Consider the following 17,316-nt stretch of genomic DNA (forward strand, 5'->3'; position numbering starts at 1 on the left):
AAAATAATATCGATTTTAAACGATAAACATCGTAAGTTTTTAAAACTCAAATAAGAGCGATTGGCGTTTCTCACGTCGTGACTATTTTGAAATAGTATCGATTTTAAACGATAGACATCGTAAGTTGCAGAAATTCGATAACGTAGCTTTTCATTTCATGTGTCGTAACGAGATATGTTCTATACAGGAAATGCTTAGTTGATTGTCGGGCACTATTGCATTACATTTATACATTTCTATTTTTATACGAAAGGATAACAACATGTCATTTATTTCAATGATTTTGGTCGTTGTAGTCGCATTCCTTGCTGGTATGGAAGGGATCCTCGACCAATTCCAATTTCACCAACCTATCGTTGCATGTACCCTTATCGGTCTTGTAACTGGTCATCTTGAAGCAGGTGTTATGCTTGGAGGAGCTCTCCAATTGATTGCTCTTGGTTGGGCAAACATCGGGGCTGCTGTTGCACCAGACGCTGCTCTTGCTTCTGTTGCCGCTGCGATCATCTTGATTAAAGGTGGCGACTTCTCTCAATCTGCTATCAGTGTTGCGCAAGGGATTGCGATTCCTCTAGCGATTGCTGGTCTTTTCCTTACTATGCTTGTTCGTACAGCTTCTGTCGCTCTTGTGCACGGGGCTGATGCGGCTGCTGAAAAAGGAAACTTTGCAGCTCTTGAGCGCTATCACTTAATCGCACTTTCTCTTCAAGGACTTCGTATCGCTGTCCCTGCTGCTCTTCTTCTTGCAATTCCTGCTGAGTCTGTACAAGCTATGCTTGAACTCATGCCTGAATGGCTCAAAGGCGGTATGCAAGTCGGTGGTGGTATGGTTGTAGCTGTTGGTTTTGCCATGGTTATCAACATGATGGCAACTCGCGAAGTATGGCCATTCTTTGCTATTGGCTTCGTACTTGCTGCCGTAACTGAAATCACTTTGATCGGTTTTGGTGCTCTTGGTGTAGCAATCGCTCTTATCTACCTTCACCTTTCAAAAACAGGTGGAAATGGTGGTGGAGGTGCTACCTCTAACGATCCAATCGGCGATATCCTAGAAGACTACTAAGAAGGGAGATTTACAATGTCAGAAAAACTACAACTTTCCGTAAACGACCGTAAAAAAGTATGGTGGCGTTCACAATTCCTTCAAGCTTCTTGGAACTACGAGCGTATGCAAAACTTGGGTTGGGCTTACTCATTAGTCCCTGCTCTTAAAAAACTCTACACCAAGAAAGAAGACCAAGTTGCAGCTCTTAAACGCCACATGGAATTCTTCAACACACATCCATACGTTGCAGCTCCTATCATCGGGGTAACACTTGCCCTTGAAGAAGAGCGTGCCAACGGTGCAGACATCGATGATGCGGCTATCCAAGGGGTGAAAATCGGTATGATGGGACCTCTTGCTGGTATCGGCGACCCAGTCTTTTGGTTCACAGTTCGTCCAATCCTAGGATCTCTTGGAGCATCTCTTGCCCTCTCAGGAAATATCATCGGACCACTTATTTTCTTTGTAGCATGGAACTTGATTCGTATGTCCTTCTTGTGGTACACTCAAGAAATCGGCTACAAGGCTGGTTCTGAAATCACAAAAGACATGTCAGGTGGTATCCTGCAAGACATCACAAAAGGTGCGTCTATCCTTGGTATGTTTATCCTTGCAGTCCTTGCACAACGTTGGGTATCGATCAACTTTACCTTCAACGTTTCTGAAGTGCCACTTGCCAAAGGTGCTTTCATTGAATGGGATAAATTGCCAAATGGCAGCGAAGGAATCCGCCAAGCCTTTGAACAAGTTGGTCAAGGACTTTCACAAACTCCTACTAAAGTAACAACCTTCCAAGATAACTTGAATGGATTGATTCCAGGATTTATGAACTTGCTCCTTACCTTCCTATGTATGTGGTTGTTGAAGAAAAAAGTTTCTCCAATTACCATCATCATTGGACTCTTCATCGTTGGTATCCTTGCACGTGTTGTAGGTATCATGTAAGATTGATTTCACAAAAAAAGAAGGTTTCGGCCTTCTTTTTCTCATATGAACCACATAAAGGAAAAGATTTATGAAGAAATTTTGTCAATCTTGTGCCATGCCTCTCCTACTTCATGGACAAGACGTCAGAGGACGAGAAGCAGACGGCAGTTTATCCTCTTCTTATTGCTTTTATTACTATAAAGACGGACACTTTACAGAGCCTTTCATCACCTATCAAGACATGCTCCAAAAGGGCAAACAAGCTATCGCAGCAGGAAAAGGAAATGTCGTTGTTAAATGGCTAATGAAACTTTCTTATCCCTACCTACTCAAGAAAACTAATCGATGGAAATCTTCACCCAAAAACAAGCCAACAAATATGGTATAATAGAAAAAAGAGAATGAATAAGGAATTATCATGGCACAATCACAAAACAAAACCGTTGAATTTCAAACAACTGGCGTTTCTTACCTAGGCATCGGTGGCAAGGTTGGAAAATTCCTCCTTGGCGATAAGGCACTCGAATTCTACGCCGACACCAATGTCGAAGATTATATCCAAATCCCTTGGGAAAATGTTCAAAAAATTGGAGCAAATGTCTCTGGTAAGACTGTCAGTCGGCATTTCCAAGTCTTTACAGACAGTGGAAAATTTCTCTTTGCCTCAAAAGATGCAGGCAGTATTCTCAAGCATGCAAGAAAGCATATCGGCAATGAGAAAGTGGTCAAATTACCGACACTTTTGCAGACTATCGGACACTTTTTTAAAAATATATTTGCAAAAAACTAAAAAATCAAGTATAATAGTCGCAACGGATAAGTAATATCAGGCGTTTTTCAGAAAGTCTGCGGTCGCTGTGAGCAGATAAGCAAATGGTATGAAATTCTACCGTTTATAGTCATTTAGTTTTAATCTATTACGTCGTTAATTCGTCTTGCCTAACCTAAGTTATGCTTGTGATTCGTTGCCTAGTACTAAATCAAAACTAAAAGACTATATCACATTTTTATATAAAATTAAGTTGCACTCATGTGAAGTTGGATGGAACCGTGGCTTTCGTCACTCCAACGCTTTCATGGGTGCGTTTTTTAATAGGAGGAAAGATTATGTTAGACATCAAACGCATTCGGGCAGATTTTGACGGTGTGGCAGCAAAACTAGCAACCCGCGGTGTAGCAACCGAAACTCTTACACAAATCAAGGAACTCGACGCCAAACGTCGTGAGGTATTGGTCAAGGTTGAAGAGCTAAAAGCAGAGCGCAATACGGTCTCTGCTGAAATCGCCCAAGCCAAACGCAACAAGGAAAATGCAGACGACAAGATTGCAGCCATGCAAGAACTCTCTGCAACCATTAAGGGACTTGATGCAGAACTCCTTGCTATTGACGAGGAATTGCAAGCCATTCTTGTCATCTTGCCAAATACACCGCACGACAGCGTACCTGTTGGTGCAGATGAGGAAGAAAATGTCGAAGTCCGTCGCTGGGGTACACCGCGCGAATTTGACTTTGAACCAAAAGCTCACTGGGATCTTGGTGAGGATTTAGATATTCTCGACTGGGAACGTGGGGCGAAGGTAACAGGCGCTCGCTTCCTCTTCTACAAGAACCTCGGTGCTCGCTTGGAACGCGCCCTCTACAACTTCATGCTTGATGAGCATATCGCAGAAGGTTATCAAGAAATCATCACCCCTTACATGGTCAACCATGATTCCATGTTTGGAACAGGTCAATATCCAAAATTCAAGGAAGACACCTTTGAGTTAGATGAGACAAACTTTGTCCTCATCCCAACAGCTGAAGTGCCACTTACCAACTACTACCGTGATGAGATTGTAGACGGTAAGGAGTTGCCTATCTACTTCACTGCCATGAGTCCATCTTTCCGTTCAGAAGCTGGTTCTGCCGGTCGTGATACCCGCGGCTTGATTCGTCTCCACCAATTCCACAAGGTTGAAATGGTCAAATTTGCGAAACCAGAAGAATCTTACGAAGAATTAGAGAAAATGACTGCCAACGCAGAAAATATCCTACAAAAACTAGGACTTCCATACCGAGTTCTTGCCCTCTGTACAGGCGACATGGGCTTTTCAGCTGCCAAAACATATGACTTGGAGGTCTGGATTCCTGCTCAAAATGCTTACCGTGAAATCTCTAGCTGTTCCAATACAGAAGATTTCCAAGCCCGCCGTGCCCAAATCCGCTACCGTGATGAAGCAGATGGCAAGGTTAAGCTCCTTCACACCTTGAACGGCTCAGGACTTGCCGTAGGACGGACTGTCGCTGCAATCCTTGAGAACTACCAAAACGAAGACGGCTCTGTCACTATCCCAGAAGTTCTTCGTCCATACATGGGTGGCGCAGAAGTCATTGCTCCTAAATAATTTATCAAAACCTAAAAATAGTCAAGGACAAATGTCCTTGACTATTTTTGATTCTCTAATATAGTTGTTTAGTTTTGGTTTAGTACGAGGCAACGAGACGCTGGCATAGCTTAGATTAGGTAAGACGAGTTAACGACGTAATACATTAAAACTAAATGACTATATCACGTCACTATCTATTTCGCCTATATAACTTTTCAAGCCCTACTAGAGTAAGCATTGAAACGAAAGGAGGAAGGATATAGCTCATCTCACTCATCACAATAGGAAAGCCGAGGATAGAGAGCACCCAAAATACCGAGATGTTGAGTATAAACAATGCTATAAATAGGAACAACAGTTTTAACATTCTTTTCATCATTCATTCCTCCGAATTTTTAACTACCAGCTCGCAATGAAAGCAGTCAATAAATCCCATCAATATTTACGAAAGCGTTCATAGCGTTGTTGTAATAATTCCTCTATCGGCAAATGAGATAAGCTTTCCAATTCTTCGATGAGGGCTTGTTTTAAGTCTGCTAAGCGTTCTTGTCTTTTCAGTCCTGTCTCAGGAAAGACTCGATCCACTACTTCCATATCGAGCAATTCATGGGAAGTGATTTTCATCAGTTCTGCCGCCTCCATCGCACGTCTCCCATCTTTCCATAGGATAGACGCAAAACCTTCAGGGCTCAAGACTGCATAGATCGAATTTTCCAACATCCAGACACGATCCGCTACGGCAAGCGCAAGCGCTCCGCCAGAGCCTCCCTCACCGATAATCACCGCAATAATCGGTACTTTCAAATCGCTCATTTCAAGGAGATTGCGGGCGATAGCCTCTCCTTGTCCGCGTTCCTCAGCACCGACTCCTGGATAAGCACCAGCGGTATTGATAAAGGTGATAATCGGACGTCCAAACTTTTCAGCTTGTTTCATCAGACGAAGAGCTTTTCGATAACCTTCAGGATGCGGCTGCCCAAAATTTCGTTTTAAATTTTCCTGTAAATTGCGACCTTTTTGAATACCGACAATCGTCACTGCTTGCCCGTTTAGCCGAGCTAGTCCGCCAATCACAGCTCCATCATCACGAAAATTGCGATCACCATGCAATTCTATAAAATCATCAAACAAAAGTTCCGCATAATCCAAAGCCGTCAAACGTGCTTGATCACGCGCTTCTTTGATAATTCGAGTTATCTTGGTCATTCTTCACCTCCATGAAAAGCAAGGAGTTTACCGATAGTTTCACGCAATTCACCACGTTTTACAATCTTATCCACAAAACCATGTTCCAAGAGGAATTCTGCCTTTTGAAAATCATCTGGCAACTGTTCACGCACCGTTGATTCAATCACGCGACGACCTGCAAAACCAACCAAAGCCTGCGTTTCTGCTAGGATAATATCCCCTTGCATGGCAAATGAAGCGGTGACCCCACCGGTTGTCGGATCTGTTAAAATCGTAAGATAAAACAAACCAGCTTTGGAATGCTGTTTTACAGCTGCAGAGACCTTTGCCATCTGCATGAGGCTCATAATCCCCTCCTGCATACGAGCACCACCAGACGCTGTAAATAAGGTCACAGGGAGATTCTCCTTTTTTGCATACTCAAACAAGCGAGTAATTTTTTCACCTACAACAGTCCCCATGCTTGCCATGATAAAATTAGAATCCATGATTCCCAAGGCTGTCTTCTGCCCTGCGATCCTAGCAACACCTGTCAGCACTGCCTCATCCAGCCCTGTCTCTTCCTGAATTGCAGCAATTTTCTCCTGATAGCGAGGAAAGGAAAGAGGGTCTCTCGTCTCTAAACCTGTAAATAATTCTTCAAAAGAATCCTCATCCACCGTCAAAGCAAGACGCTCATAGGCAGAAATCCGAAAAGTATAGTCACAATTCGGACAAATCCGCTCACTCCCCAAGTCTTTCTGGTAAATGATATGTTTACAGCTCGGACATTTGGAAAACAGCTCATCTGGCACCTCAGGCTTTACTTGAGGACGCCTGCTTGAGCGATTAGGATTGATACGAATATACTTATCCTTTTTAGCAAACAAAGCCATTCTTGTCTCCTTTATTCTATCCTATTTGGGAATTTTCTACTTTTCTGCTCGATAAGTCGACAAAAACTTCTCCATCAAGAAAGACGTGTCATAATCTCCAGTAATCACACTTGGACTTGAAATCAAATCCAGCTGAAATTCACTATTGGTCACAACACCATCAATTTCTAATTCATAGAGTGCTCTCTGCATTTTCATCAAGGCATCAAAACGATTTTCCCCATGCACGATGATTTTGGCAATCATACTATCGTAATAAGGCGGAATGGTATATCCTGGATACACAGCTGAATCTACACGCAAACCGACACCCCCACTTGGCAGATAGAGATTGGAAATCGTACCAGGAGTTGGTGCAAAGTTGAATGCAGGATTTTCCGCATTGATCCGACACTCAATCGCATGACCTTTTAGTACAATATCTTCTTGAGAGATTGATAAATCTTGTCCTGCGGCAATCCGAATCTGCTCTTTGACAATATCCACCCCTGTCACAAATTCTGTAACAGGATGCTCGACCTGCACGCGCGTATTCATCTCCATAAAGTAGAAGTTTCCGCTCGCTTCATCCAGCAAAAACTCAATCGTTCCTGCATTTTCATAGCCTACAAATTGAGCAGCACGCACAGCGACATCCCCAATTTCCTTCCTTAGACTAGGTCCAATAGCGACAGATGGACTTTCTTCTAGTACCTTTTGGTTATTCCGCTGGAGAGAACAATCCCGCTCACCTAGATGAATCGTGTGCCCCTTTTGATCCGCTAGAATCTGAACTTCGATATGACGAGCTGGATAGATAACCTTCTCGATATACATAGCACCATTACCAAAAGCAGCCTTGGCTTCACTTGAAGCAGATTCAAAGGCTTCTGTTAAGTCTTCTTTATTTGTCACCTTACGAATACCCTTGCCTCCGCCACCTGCAGATGCCTTGAGCATAATCGGATAACCAATCTCATCAGCCACTTCCATCGCCTCATTAACCGTCAAGACTTCCCCTTTTGATCCTGGAATCACCGGCACACCAGCTGCAATCATTTGCTGTCTAGCATTGATTTTATCGCCCATGAGTTCCATGACAGATCCAGACGGACCGATAAATTGAATGCCTACTTCCTCACACATAGTTGCAAATTTGGCATTTTCACTCAGAAAGCCAAAGCCTGGATGAATAGCTTCTGCTTCTGTCAAGACAGCAGCAGATAAAATAGCATTGATATTGAGATAAGAGTCTGTTGACCTAGCAGGACCAATACACACCGCCTCATCGGCTAAAAGGGTATGAAGGGCTTCCTTATCAGCCGTTGAATACACTGCCACCGTATGAATGCCTAATTCACGCGCCGCACGGATAATTCGAACAGCAATTTCCCCTCGATTGGCAATTAAAATTTTACGAAACATCAACTGTCTCCTTTATTCTCCCAAAGCAAAAGTCAGCGTACCCCTTGCCGCTAAAGCTCCATCCACTTCTGCCTTAGCCTCCACAACGGCGATTCGTCCACGTCGCTTAACAAAGCGAGCTGTCATAATCAACTGATCACCTGGAACAACCTGCTTTTTAAATTTGACCTTGTCCATTCCTGCATAAAAGACCAACTTCCCCTTATTTTTAGGCTTAGATAATTCCAAAGCTCCAGCAGTCTGAGCCAAGGCCTCCATGATTAAAACTCCTGGCATAACAGGATAATCTGGAAAATGCCCGTTGAAAAACGGCTCATTAATGGTCACATTTTTTAAAGCTACAATCTCATCCTCAGTCACTTCAAGGACTCGATCAACCAAGAGCATAGGGTAGCGATGAGGGAGCGCTTCTTGAATTTCTCGAATGTCCATCATGCTAATCTCACCAAACCTTTCCCAAATTCAACCATTTCTTCATTTTCCACCAAAATCTCTGTCACAACACCGTCTCTCGGTGCTGGAACCTCATTCATGACCTTCATGGCTTCAATGATAAGTAAGGTTTGCCCTTTTTGGACACGGTCTCCCACCTGCACAAAGGCTGGCTTATCAGGACTTGATGCCAGATAAGCCACCCCCACTAAGGGACTTTCTACCACTTCTCCTCTTGGAGACGTGTCTTCTACCGATACAGTTTCTTCCTGCACTTCAAGCTCAGATAGAGTTTCTGTGCTTGTTCCTGCTAGGCTTTCTATTCTTGATTTTACTTCTTGTGTTGGAAGTAACTTTGTTTCATTTTTTGAAAATGTAAGTTCAAATTCCTCTTCTTTATAGGAAAATTCTCTCAGACTTGATTGGTCAAATTGAGCCATTAAGTCTTTGATTTCATCGATCTTCATCTAATCCTCCCAGCGTTTGAAGGCTAGTACTGCATTATGACCTCCAAAGCCAAATGTATTTGAAATAGCATATGGAATTTCTTGCTCTTTTCCTTGTCCATAGATGACATTAGCTTCCATATAATCGGATAATTCCGTCGTTCCTGCTGTCATTGGGACAAAGCTATGGTTCATAGCTTCAATCGTTGCAATGGCCTCTACGGCACCTGCTGCACCCAGCAAATGACCTGTAAATGATTTGGTCGATGAGACCGCCACATCTTTGCCAAGAGCTGCAACAATCGCTTGACTTTCTCCTTTTTCATTGGCAGGAGTTGAGGTACCATGCGCATTGACATAAGCTACTTGACTAGGCTCAAGCTCCGCCTCTTCAAGGGCTAATTGAATGGCTTTAATAGCCCCTCTTCCTTCTGGATGTGGAGAAGTCATATGATAAGCATCACAAGTGTTTCCATAACCTACAATTTCCACTAAAATCTTAGCTCCACGAGCTTTAGCGCTCTCTAAGCTTTCTAAGATAAGCATCCCTGCTCCTTCACCCATGACAAATCCATTTCGATCCTTATCAAAAGGAATTGAAGCACGTTTAGGATCTTCTGTCGTTGATAGAGCCGTCAAACTTTGGAAACCTGCGATAGCAAATGGTGTAATCGCAGCTTCTGAACCACCAACCAGCATGACATCTTGGAAACCAAATTTAATAGATCTGAAAGCTTCACCAATGGCATCATTTGAAGAAGCACAGGCTGTATTCACCGACTTACAAATCCCTCTAGCTCCAACTTTCATAGCTACATTTCCTGCCGCCATATTGGGAAGAGCTTTGGGCAAGGTCATTGGCTTAACCCGCTTAGGACCCTTTTCATGCAATCGAAGAACCTGCTCTTCAATCTCTGCGATCCCCCCAATACCAGACGCCACAATCACACCAAATCGTTCCTGATCGAGACTCTCCACATCAAGCTTAGCATTTGCAACTGCCTCAAGAGACGCATAAAGGGCGTACAAAGAATACAAATCAAAACGATTGGTATCTTTCTTCACAAAATACTTATCAAACGGGAAATCGTTGATTTCTGCTGCATTACGCACGCTGTATTCACTCGTATCAAACTTCGTGATCGGAGCAATCCCAATATTTCCTGCTTGTAAATTCTTCCAAAATTCCTCTGGACTGTGGCCAATAGGAGACGTTAGACCATAGCCTGTCACAACAACACGATGTAATTTCATACAAACTCCTTTACTGCATGGTAAGACCGCCATCTAAAGCGACTACCTGACCTGTCATGTATTCTTGCTTAGCAAGAAACACAGCTACCTCTGCGACTTCTTCGGGATTGCCAAATCGCTTCATCGGGATTTGCGCCAAGGTCGCATCCTTGACTTTCTCTGGCAAAACATCTGTCATATCCGATTCAATCATACCAGGCGCAATCACATTGACTCGGACATTACGTCCAGCCACTTCACGCGCAACCGACTTGCTAAAGCCAATCAATCCCGCTTTTGACGCTGCATAATTAGCTTGACCGATATTGCCCAGTAAGCCAACCACGCTAGAGACATTGATGATACTTCCCTCTCTCGCCTTGGTCATCGGTTTTAGCACCGCTTGGGTCATGTTGAAGGCACCTGTCAGATTCACTTTTAGGACTTGTTCGAAATCATCCTCAGTTAATTTTAACATAAGTTTGTCTTTCGTGATACCTGCATTATTGACTAAAATGTCCACAGAACCCAATTTTTCGCATGCTTCCTCAATCATTCGCTTCGCATCCGAGCTATCAGAGACATCTCCAGACACCGCTACAACTTTCACATCATAGTCTTCAAACGCTGCTAACAAGTCAGCTTCAATCCTTCTTCGACCATTTAAGACGACATTTGCACCACAAGCTGCAAACTTATGGGCAATTGCAAGACCAATCCCACGTGTAGAACCGGTGATAAATACATTTTTTTCTTTTAAATTCATCTTTCCTTACTTCCCTAGAAAATCTGCTAACGTTTTTTCGTCTTCCACATGACAAACCGACAAAGACTTGTCAATTTTCTTGATAAAACCAGACAAAACCTTCCCTGGTCCGATTTCGACAAAGGAGCTTGCACCTAGCTCTTTCATGCGCTCAATACTCTCATAAAATCGTACTGGTTCCATCACCTGACGCTCTAATAAGCGCTTAACCTGTGATAATTCCATAATATCGGCTTCTGTATTACCCACGACAGGTATTTGGAATTCTGCAAAATCCACTTCTTTTAAGGTTTCTGCCAATCGCTGGCTCGCTTTTTCTAAAAGAGCTGTGTGAAAAGGGCCTGAAACCTTGAGTGGAATCATCCGCTTCACACCAGCTTGTGAAAGAAGCTCTACCGCTTCGTCCACAGCTGCCACTTCTCCTCCAATCACAATTTGAGAAGGCGTGTTATAGTTAGCTGGAGTCACAATTCCTTTGTAAGACGCTTGTTGGCAGATTTCTTCAATCATTGCCGCATCTGCATTCAAAACAGCTACCATCTTACCAGAACCTTCTGGCGCAGCCTCTTCCATAAAAGCCCCACGTTTAGCTACTAAGTCCAAGGCAGCTGCAAAAGACAGACTCCCCGCAGCTACCAAGGCAGCATATTCCCCTAAAGACAGACCAGCTGCCATATCAGGCTGAAAACTATTTTCTGTCAAGCACCGATAAATCGCAATAGACGTTGTTAAGATCGCTGGCTGTGTATAGCGTGTCTGATGGAGTTTTTCCTCATCATGATTGATCAAATCTCGCAAATCATATCCTAAAATTTCCTGAGCTTCTTGAAAAGTCTCTCGAACAATCGCATGCTGATCATACAAATCTCTTGCCATACCCAAATATTGGGCGCCTTGTCCTGCAAATACAACAGCTGTCTTAGTCATGTTTCATCACTCCTGCCCAACGTTTCGCCTCACGCTCAATCACACGCGCTGCTCCCTCATACACATCGTGGATAATTTCCTCGACGGTTTCTTCCTTTGTAATCAATCCAGCAATCTGTCCTGCCATGACCGAACCATTTTCGACATCGCCACGAACCACTGCATTCGCAAGACTGCCTGCCCCCATTTCCTCAAATACAGTCAAATCTGGCTTTTCTTCTTTAAAAGCCGCTTTTTCTGCTTGGTCAAATTGACGCGTCAGCTTATTTTTAATCCCACGAACGGCATGCCCAAAATGTTGCGCAGAAATCGTTGTATCAATATCTCTTGCTTTCAGAATTTTTTCCTTATAATTCGGGTGTGCATTGGATTCACGAGCCACAACAAAACGTGTACCTAGCTGAACAGCCTCTGCTCCCAACATAAAGGCAGCAGCTGCACCCGCACCATCAGCGATTCCTCCTGCTGCAATCACAGGAATCTCTACTGCTTCAACTACTTGTCTCACCAAGGTCATGGTTGTCAGCTTTCCGATATGACCGCCAGCCTCCATGCCTTCTGCAATCACAGCATCCGCACCGATTTTTTCCATTCGTTTTGCTAGAGCAACACTTGGTACCACCGGAATGACTGTAATTCCAGCCTCATGAAAACGAGACATGTATTTCCCTGGATTACCAGCACCAGTCGTCACAACCTTGACTCCTTCTTCAATGACCAAATCAACAATATCATCTACAAAAGGAGACAAGAGCATAATATTGACTCCAAAAGGCTTGTCTGTCAAAGATTTAATCGTATCAATATTCTTTTTAACTACTTCTTTCGGAGCATTACCACCGCCGATAATCCCTAAACCACCAGCTTTTGATACACTACCTGCCAAGTCACCATCAGCGACCCAAGCCATCCCTCCTTGGAAAATGGGGTATTCAATCTTTAATAACTCTGTAATTCGCGTTTGCACTCTCTATCCTCCCTATTACTTAGCTAATACAGTCATTTAGTTTTAATTTATTACATCATTCACTCGTCTTGCCTGACTTAAACTACGCTTGCGACTCATTGCCTCGTACTAAATCAAAACTAAACAACCATAGTTCCATTTATACTTTGAGAATCAAACTATTAGCCAAACAAGAAAGTGGAACCAACTATTAGCCTTAGTCTCTCAAAAAAGACATCTAGGCTTTTGTATCTGTGTTCCACTCCCTATGCTAGCTTTTATGCACGTTCTTCAACGTAAGCAACCAAATCACCTACGGTATTCAAATCGTCTTCTGCTTCGATTTGGATATCAAAAGCATCTTCGATTTCAGAAATCACTTGGAACAAGTCCAATGAATCCGCATCAAGATCATCAAATGTTGACTCAAGTGTCACTTCTGATGCATCTTTTCCAAGTTCTTCAACAATAATTTCTTGTATTTTCTCAAATACTGCCATGATAGACTCCTTTAAAATTTTTATCTATGTGTTTTACACACAAGTAACTAAATAATCACAATGAGTGTCCCCCAGGTTAAGCCACCACCAAAACCAGAAAGTAAAATCTTCTGACTTCCGTTTAGGACAATATCCCCTTTTTCGACACACTCAGATAGCAGGATAGGAATGCTAGCTGCACTGGTATTGCCATACTCCATCATATTGGCTGGCATTTTTTCTCGTGCAACCCCAATCTTTCGTGCCATCTTATCTAAAATACGAACATTGGCCTGATGTAGTAAAAACCAATCAATCTCTTCAGACTCAAGACCACTGCTTGCAATCGTCTCTTTGATGGACTTTGAAACATCTCTTGTCGCAAAGTCAAAGACTGCCCGACCATCCATTTGTAGATAGGTATTAACCGATTTTGCTTCTGAAAATGGTGAGTTCAAAGAAGTTTGTCCATACGTTAAACTAGAGCTACGAGAACCATCTGTCCCTTGATTTTCAGCTAGAAAATGCTGAACACTGCTACTTTCTAAAAGAACACCACCAGCGCCATCACCAAATAAAACAGCTGTTCCACGATCTGACCAATCTAAAGCCTTAGAAACCGTCTCACTACCAATCACAAGACCACATTTATAACGCCCAGAAGAAATGAACTTTTCACCAACGGACAAGGCAAATACAAATCCGCTACAAGCAGCTGTCAAATCAAAAGCAAATGCCTTACTTGCCTGAATGTTAGCCTGAACCTTAGCAGCAGTAGATGGCATCATCGAATCAGGTGTCATGGTCGCTACAATGATAAAATCAAGCTCTTCAGCACTTAGTTGTGCTTTTTCTAACAACTGCTCTGCAACTTTTGTCGCCAAATCACTCGTTGTCTCTGTGCATGAGATATGCCGCCTTTTAATCCCTGTTCGAGTTGCGATCCAGTCGTCACTCGTATCCATTATCTTTGCCAAGTCATCATTGGTAATGACTTGCTCAGGCACATAATGGGCTACCTGACTAATCTTTGCATAACTCATCATTTCAAATCCTCAAGAAACTGATATAAATTTTTCAAGCCCTTATCCATCACCTTTATCTCATCCTCAGCCATACCGTCGATAATTCTCTCGACCATAGCTTTATGAAATCTGCGATGCAAGCGATAGACTAAACGCCCTTTTTTAGTCAAATATAGATGAACCACTCGACGATCTTTTTCCGAACGAATGCGCTCAATATAGCCTTTACGTTCCAAATTATTCAGACTGGTCGTAACCGTCCCTAAAGTCACCATCAATTCTTTTGCAACTTGACTCGGTGTTCCATTAGGATTGTTGCCAATCACATCAATCGTGTGCATTTCTTTAATGGAAATATCCTTAAATCGACTTCCACGAAGACTGGCCTCTTCAATCACCAATACGTTATTAAAAATGGATGTTAAATAATCATTGACTAATTGGTAATCCAAGGTAGGCCTCTTTCTTAAAAACTTTTATCATCAAAACATTTGACTAGAAAATTGTATCAAACTTCAAATGAAATTGCAAGCATTTACTTACTTCCCAAGAAATTGAGGACGTCGTTTTTCTGCATAAGCCCTAACACCTTCTTTAAAATCCTCTGTAAAGGCTAAAGCTTTTTGAAGAGCTAATTCTAGCTCTTTATACTCGTTCCAAGCATTAAAGCTACTGTTAAAAACTAGCTCTTTCATCGCACGGTAAGAATTTGCAGACCCGCGTCTTAACTTCTTAAGGAGTTGATTCAAATCTTTTTCCAAAGATTCTTTCTCAGAAACCTTATACAAAATTCCATAATCATACGCTTTTTGAGCCGAAAGCGCCTCTCCTGTCATTGCTAACTGGAGTGCACGTGTAACGCCAATGGAGCGACTCAATAAGAATAACCCACCAGCATCGGGTGCCAATCCAACACCTACAAAGGCTTGAATAAAACGAGATTTCTCACTGGCTATACAAAAATCCGCAGCAACTACCATATTCGCTGCCGCTCCTGCCACTGCTCCATCAACCAAGAAAATCACTGGTTTTAAAAGACGTTTCATTCGATAAGAAATTTCATTGACTAGAGCTACAATCTCTACTAAAGACTCAATATCATCTTCTTCAACAGCTCTTCTCATTTCTGCTAAATCACCACCTACCGAGAAAATATTTCCATTCGCCTTTATGACACAAAAACGAATCTTCTCATCCTCTTGAATGACTTCTAATGCGGCTAAAATTTCTTGGCACATCATCACGTTAAAGCCATTTGAGACCTCAGGACGATTCAGCGTAATCACTCCCAAATCATCTATTGTATGGTATAAAATTGTTGTAAAGTCCATATTGTGCTTCTTTTTATTTTATTTGCTTTTAAAATAATTTGATAATCAAATATTTAAAAGCTAGTATTCATTTTAACACAGTATCGCAGATTGTCAAGTCCTATTTTCTAAAAGTTTTCCAATTCTTTTTCAAATCAATTGCTAAGAAGTCAGAATTTTGCTATAATTTAAAGAAAAAATCAAGGAGATTATATGAAAGTTGTAAAATTCGGAGGAAGTTCACTTGCCTCCGCTACACAATTAGAAAAAGTATTGCAGATTGTTAAAGACGATCCTGAGCGTCGCTTTGTTGTCGTTTCTGCTCCTGGAAAACGCAACGCAGAAGATACAAAAGTTACAGATGCTTTGATTCGTTACTACCGCGACTATGTCGAAGAAAATGATGTGACAGCTCACCAAGAATGGATCATTAAGCGCTATGGTGACATGGTTAAAGAACTAAACCTCAAACCAAGTGTCTTAGAGAAGATTTCAAAAAGCATTTTGAAATTGGCTACTTTGCCAATTGAAGAGAATAACTTTCTGTATGATACTTTCCTTGCTGCTGGTGAGAATAACAATGCAAAATTGATTGCAGCCTATTTTAACAAAAATGGGATTCCAGCACGCTATATTCATCCAAAAGAAGCCGGAATCTTCGTATCTAGTGAACCAGGAAATGCTCAGATTTTGCCATCTAGCTATGACAAAATTGAAGAACTCGTGAATTCCCAAGAAGTATTAGTCATTCCAGGATTCTTTGGTGTCACACAAGATGGACAAATTTGTACATTCTCACGCGGAGGATCTGACATCACAGGTTCTATTATTGCTGCTGGTGTCAAAGCTGATCTCTATGAAAACTTTACAGATGTAGATGGAATTTTCGCAGCTCATCCAGGAATTATTCATAATCCTCATTCCATTCCTGAACTAACTTATCGGGAAATGCGGGAATTAGCCTATGCAGGATTTTCAGTACTACATGACGAAGCTCTAATTCCAGCCTATCGTGGTAAAATTCCATTAGTCATCAAAAACACCAATAATCCAAGCCATCCAGGCACACGAATTGTCTTACAGCATACGACACAAGCCCTACCTGTTGTAGGTATCGCAGCAGACTCCAATTTTACCAGCATCAACATGTCTAAATACCTCATGAACCGTGAAGTTGGTTTCGGACGCAAACTATTACAAATCTTCGAAGATCTAAATATTAGCTGGGAACACATGCCAACAGGTATTGATGATCTCTCCATTATCCTTCGCAATCGTGAGCTCACTCCTATCAAAGAAGAAGAGATTCTTCGCCAACTACGACAAAAACTAGAAGTCGACCATGTTGAAATTGAACATGGGCTCTCCATTATCATGATTGTCGGTGAAAACATGAAGAGTCACGTTGGACTTACAGCCACTGCAACTAAGGCACTTTCAGACCATCAGATCAATATCCAGATGATTTCCCAAGGATCTAGCGAAGTCTCCATCATGATAGTTATCAATTCAGAACAAGAAAAAGCAGCCATCAAAGCCCTCTATCAAGCATTCTTTGCAGAGAATAACTAAAGCCGCCTCTAGAAGGATTGAATCCAGTGATTTACAGGATTCAGTCCTTTTACTTTTTCTTCCCTCAAGCATTGTCTTCAGCTGCTGAAGGCTAAAGATATGAATAAATTATAGATACTGACTTCCTGTCCACCCCCTTCAACTGTGACATCACTAACATTTTTCTAAGATACAAATTTAATAAAAAAAACTCGTGGTGCTAGTTAATCTCGAAGTATCTCAGATTGTAAGCCAGTATAATTTGCTCCAGCCTTAACTACAGACCTGCTAAACTTCTAGTCAGTGTGTGTTCTATATCAAAAAGACCGCAAAGCTCTGAGAAGCGAGTCTCAATGGTTCGTCTCATAGCTATCAATTTCCAATGATTATGTTGT

The 17,316-nt window shown here is 42.1% G+C and carries 20 protein-coding genes (1 of these 20 only partly in view); 6 read left to right on the forward strand and 14 right to left on the reverse strand.

The features are described from left to right. The first annotated feature begins 262 nt into the window (after positions 1-262). The 5 genes from AB1I63_06615 (at position 263) to serS (ending at position 4,357) form a co-directional block, all read left to right on the forward strand. Positions 263-1,063, forward strand: coding sequence for a PTS mannose/fructose/sorbose transporter subunit IIC (locus tag AB1I63_06615; protein MEW4354554.1), 801 nt, complete (start codon positions 263-265; stop codon positions 1,061-1,063). Positions 1,064-1,078: 15 nt separating this feature from the next. Next, positions 1,079-1,990 (forward strand): PTS system mannose/fructose/sorbose family transporter subunit IID, encoded by a 912-nt coding sequence (locus AB1I63_06620; protein ID MEW4354555.1) that lies wholly within the window; start codon positions 1,079-1,081, stop codon positions 1,988-1,990. 70 nt (positions 1,991-2,060) lie between these two features. Beyond that, on the forward strand, positions 2,061-2,360 hold the full coding sequence (locus AB1I63_06625) for a zinc ribbon domain-containing protein (protein ID MEW4354556.1): 300 nt from the start codon (positions 2,061-2,063) through the stop codon (positions 2,358-2,360). A gap of 30 nt (positions 2,361-2,390) precedes the next feature. Beyond that, the gene (locus tag AB1I63_06630; GenBank protein ID MEW4354557.1) at positions 2,391-2,762 is read left to right on the forward strand and encodes a DUF956 family protein; all 372 of its coding nucleotides are present in this window, start codon (positions 2,391-2,393) and stop codon (positions 2,760-2,762) included. Between the two features lie 317 nt (positions 2,763-3,079). Further along, positions 3,080-4,357 carry a serine--tRNA ligase gene (gene serS, locus AB1I63_06635; GenBank protein MEW4354558.1) on the forward strand — a complete coding sequence of 426 codons (1,278 nt, stop codon included), beginning with the start codon at positions 3,080-3,082 and terminating at the stop codon, positions 4,355-4,357. Between the two features lie 417 nt (positions 4,358-4,774). On the opposite strand, the gene AB1I63_06640 is transcribed toward serS, so the two are convergent. From AB1I63_06640 to AB1I63_06700, 13 genes are all read right to left on the reverse strand, one after another. Further along, a complete protein-coding gene (locus AB1I63_06640) occupies positions 4,775-5,545 on the reverse strand; it encodes an acetyl-CoA carboxylase carboxyl transferase subunit alpha (GenBank protein ID MEW4354559.1) in 771 nt (256 codons plus the stop codon). Then, positions 5,542-6,402 carry an acetyl-CoA carboxylase, carboxyltransferase subunit beta gene (accD, locus tag AB1I63_06645; protein ID MEW4354560.1) on the reverse strand — a complete coding sequence of 287 codons (861 nt, stop codon included), beginning with the start codon at positions 6,400-6,402 and terminating at the stop codon, positions 5,542-5,544. Before accD ends, AB1I63_06640 begins: the two co-directional genes overlap by 4 nt. Before the next feature lie 36 nt (positions 6,403-6,438). Beyond that, positions 6,439-7,806, reverse strand: a complete 1,368-nt coding sequence (gene accC / locus AB1I63_06650) for an acetyl-CoA carboxylase biotin carboxylase subunit (protein MEW4354561.1) — start codon at positions 7,804-7,806, stop codon at positions 6,439-6,441. A 12-nt stretch (positions 7,807-7,818) separates the two neighbouring features. Further along, positions 7,819-8,241 (reverse strand): 3-hydroxyacyl-ACP dehydratase FabZ, encoded by a 423-nt coding sequence (gene fabZ, locus AB1I63_06655; GenBank protein ID MEW4354562.1) that lies wholly within the window; start codon positions 8,239-8,241, stop codon positions 7,819-7,821. Beyond that, positions 8,238-8,705, reverse strand: coding sequence for an acetyl-CoA carboxylase biotin carboxyl carrier protein (accB, locus tag AB1I63_06660; GenBank protein MEW4354563.1), 468 nt, complete (start codon positions 8,703-8,705; stop codon positions 8,238-8,240). Before accB ends, fabZ begins: the two co-directional genes overlap by 4 nt. Next, positions 8,706-9,938, reverse strand: a complete 1,233-nt coding sequence (gene fabF / locus AB1I63_06665; protein MEW4354564.1) for a beta-ketoacyl-ACP synthase II — start codon at positions 9,936-9,938, stop codon at positions 8,706-8,708. It abuts the gene before it with no gap. Between the two features lie 10 nt (positions 9,939-9,948). Then, positions 9,949-10,683 (reverse strand): 3-oxoacyl-[acyl-carrier-protein] reductase, encoded by a 735-nt coding sequence (gene fabG / locus AB1I63_06670; GenBank protein ID MEW4354565.1) that lies wholly within the window; start codon positions 10,681-10,683, stop codon positions 9,949-9,951. Between the two features lie 6 nt (positions 10,684-10,689). Then, positions 10,690-11,610, reverse strand: coding sequence for an ACP S-malonyltransferase (gene fabD / locus AB1I63_06675; GenBank protein ID MEW4354566.1), 921 nt, complete (start codon positions 11,608-11,610; stop codon positions 10,690-10,692). Beyond that, on the reverse strand, positions 11,603-12,577 hold the full coding sequence (gene fabK, locus AB1I63_06680) for an enoyl-[acyl-carrier-protein] reductase FabK (GenBank protein ID MEW4354567.1): 975 nt from the start codon (positions 12,575-12,577) through the stop codon (positions 11,603-11,605). The genes fabD and fabK overlap by 8 nt, the downstream gene beginning before the upstream one ends. Before the next feature lie 257 nt (positions 12,578-12,834). Next, entirely contained in the window at positions 12,835-13,056 is a 222-nt protein-coding gene (locus AB1I63_06685) for an acyl carrier protein (protein MEW4354568.1), read from the reverse strand. 47 nt (positions 13,057-13,103) lie between these two features. Beyond that, complete coding sequence (locus tag AB1I63_06690) at positions 13,104-14,078, reverse strand: beta-ketoacyl-ACP synthase III (protein ID MEW4354569.1); 975 nt, start codon at positions 14,076-14,078, stop codon at positions 13,104-13,106. Continuing rightward, positions 14,078-14,512 carry a MarR family transcriptional regulator gene (locus AB1I63_06695; GenBank protein MEW4354570.1) on the reverse strand — a complete coding sequence of 145 codons (435 nt, stop codon included), beginning with the start codon at positions 14,510-14,512 and terminating at the stop codon, positions 14,078-14,080. The genes AB1I63_06690 and AB1I63_06695 overlap by 1 nt, the downstream gene beginning before the upstream one ends. An 87-nt stretch (positions 14,513-14,599) precedes the next feature. Continuing rightward, positions 14,600-15,391, reverse strand: coding sequence for an enoyl-CoA hydratase (locus AB1I63_06700; GenBank protein MEW4354571.1), 792 nt, complete (start codon positions 15,389-15,391; stop codon positions 14,600-14,602). Between the two features lie 192 nt (positions 15,392-15,583). Between AB1I63_06700 and AB1I63_06705 the strand changes: the two genes are divergently transcribed. Continuing rightward, positions 15,584-16,942, forward strand: coding sequence for an aspartate kinase (locus AB1I63_06705; protein ID MEW4354572.1), 1,359 nt, complete (start codon positions 15,584-15,586; stop codon positions 16,940-16,942). Between the two features lie 256 nt (positions 16,943-17,198). Here the strand turns inward: AB1I63_06705 and AB1I63_06710 are convergent, their stop codons facing one another. Next, positions 17,199-17,316: the end of an IS982 family transposase gene (locus tag AB1I63_06710; protein MEW4354573.1), read on the reverse strand. It continues 689 nt past the right edge of the window; 118 of the gene's 807 nt are visible here — the last part of the coding sequence; its start codon lies beyond the right edge, outside the window; it ends in the stop codon at positions 17,199-17,201.

Origin of the sequence: Streptococcus pneumoniae, assembly GCA_040719455.1 — a bacterium.
GTDB classification, from domain to species: domain Bacteria; phylum Bacillota; class Bacilli; order Lactobacillales; family Streptococcaceae; genus Streptococcus; species Streptococcus pneumoniae_G.

Bases quoted from the DNA above. Each gene is read 5' to 3' on its own strand.
- AB1I63_06615 (MEW4354554.1), top strand. From the start codon at position 263: ATGTCATTTATTTCAATGATTTTGGTCGTTGTAGTCGCATTCCTTGCT.
- AB1I63_06620 (MEW4354555.1), top strand. From the start codon at position 1,079: ATGTCAGAAAAACTACAACTTTCCGTAAACGACCGTAAAAAAGTATGG.
- AB1I63_06625 (MEW4354556.1), top strand. From the start codon at position 2,061: ATGAAGAAATTTTGTCAATCTTGTGCCATGCCTCTCCTACTTCATGGA.
- AB1I63_06630 (MEW4354557.1), top strand. From the start codon at position 2,391: ATGGCACAATCACAAAACAAAACCGTTGAATTTCAAACAACTGGCGTT.
- serS (MEW4354558.1), top strand. From the start codon at position 3,080: ATGTTAGACATCAAACGCATTCGGGCAGATTTTGACGGTGTGGCAGCA.
- AB1I63_06640 (MEW4354559.1), bottom strand. From the start codon at position 5,545: ATGACCAAGATAACTCGAATTATCAAAGAAGCGCGTGATCAAGCACGT.
- accD (MEW4354560.1), bottom strand. From the start codon at position 6,402: ATGGCTTTGTTTGCTAAAAAGGATAAGTATATTCGTATCAATCCTAAT.
- accC (MEW4354561.1), bottom strand. From the start codon at position 7,806: ATGTTTCGTAAAATTTTAATTGCCAATCGAGGGGAAATTGCTGTTCGA.
- fabZ (MEW4354562.1), bottom strand. From the start codon at position 8,241: ATGATGGACATTCGAGAAATTCAAGAAGCGCTCCCTCATCGCTACCCT.
- accB (MEW4354563.1), bottom strand. From the start codon at position 8,705: ATGAAGATCGATGAAATCAAAGACTTAATGGCTCAATTTGACCAATCA.
- fabF (MEW4354564.1), bottom strand. From the start codon at position 9,938: ATGAAATTACATCGTGTTGTTGTGACAGGCTATGGTCTAACGTCTCCT.
- fabG (MEW4354565.1), bottom strand. From the start codon at position 10,683: ATGAATTTAAAAGAAAAAAATGTATTTATCACCGGTTCTACACGTGGG.
- fabD (MEW4354566.1), bottom strand. From the start codon at position 11,610: ATGACTAAGACAGCTGTTGTATTTGCAGGACAAGGCGCCCAATATTTG.
- AB1I63_06685 (MEW4354568.1), bottom strand. From the start codon at position 13,056: ATGGCAGTATTTGAGAAAATACAAGAAATTATTGTTGAAGAACTTGGA.
- AB1I63_06690 (MEW4354569.1), bottom strand. From the start codon at position 14,078: ATGAGTTATGCAAAGATTAGTCAGGTAGCCCATTATGTGCCTGAGCAA.
- AB1I63_06700 (MEW4354571.1), bottom strand. From the start codon at position 15,391: ATGGACTTTACAACAATTTTATACCATACAATAGATGATTTGGGAGTG.
- AB1I63_06705 (MEW4354572.1), top strand. From the start codon at position 15,584: ATGAAAGTTGTAAAATTCGGAGGAAGTTCACTTGCCTCCGCTACACAA.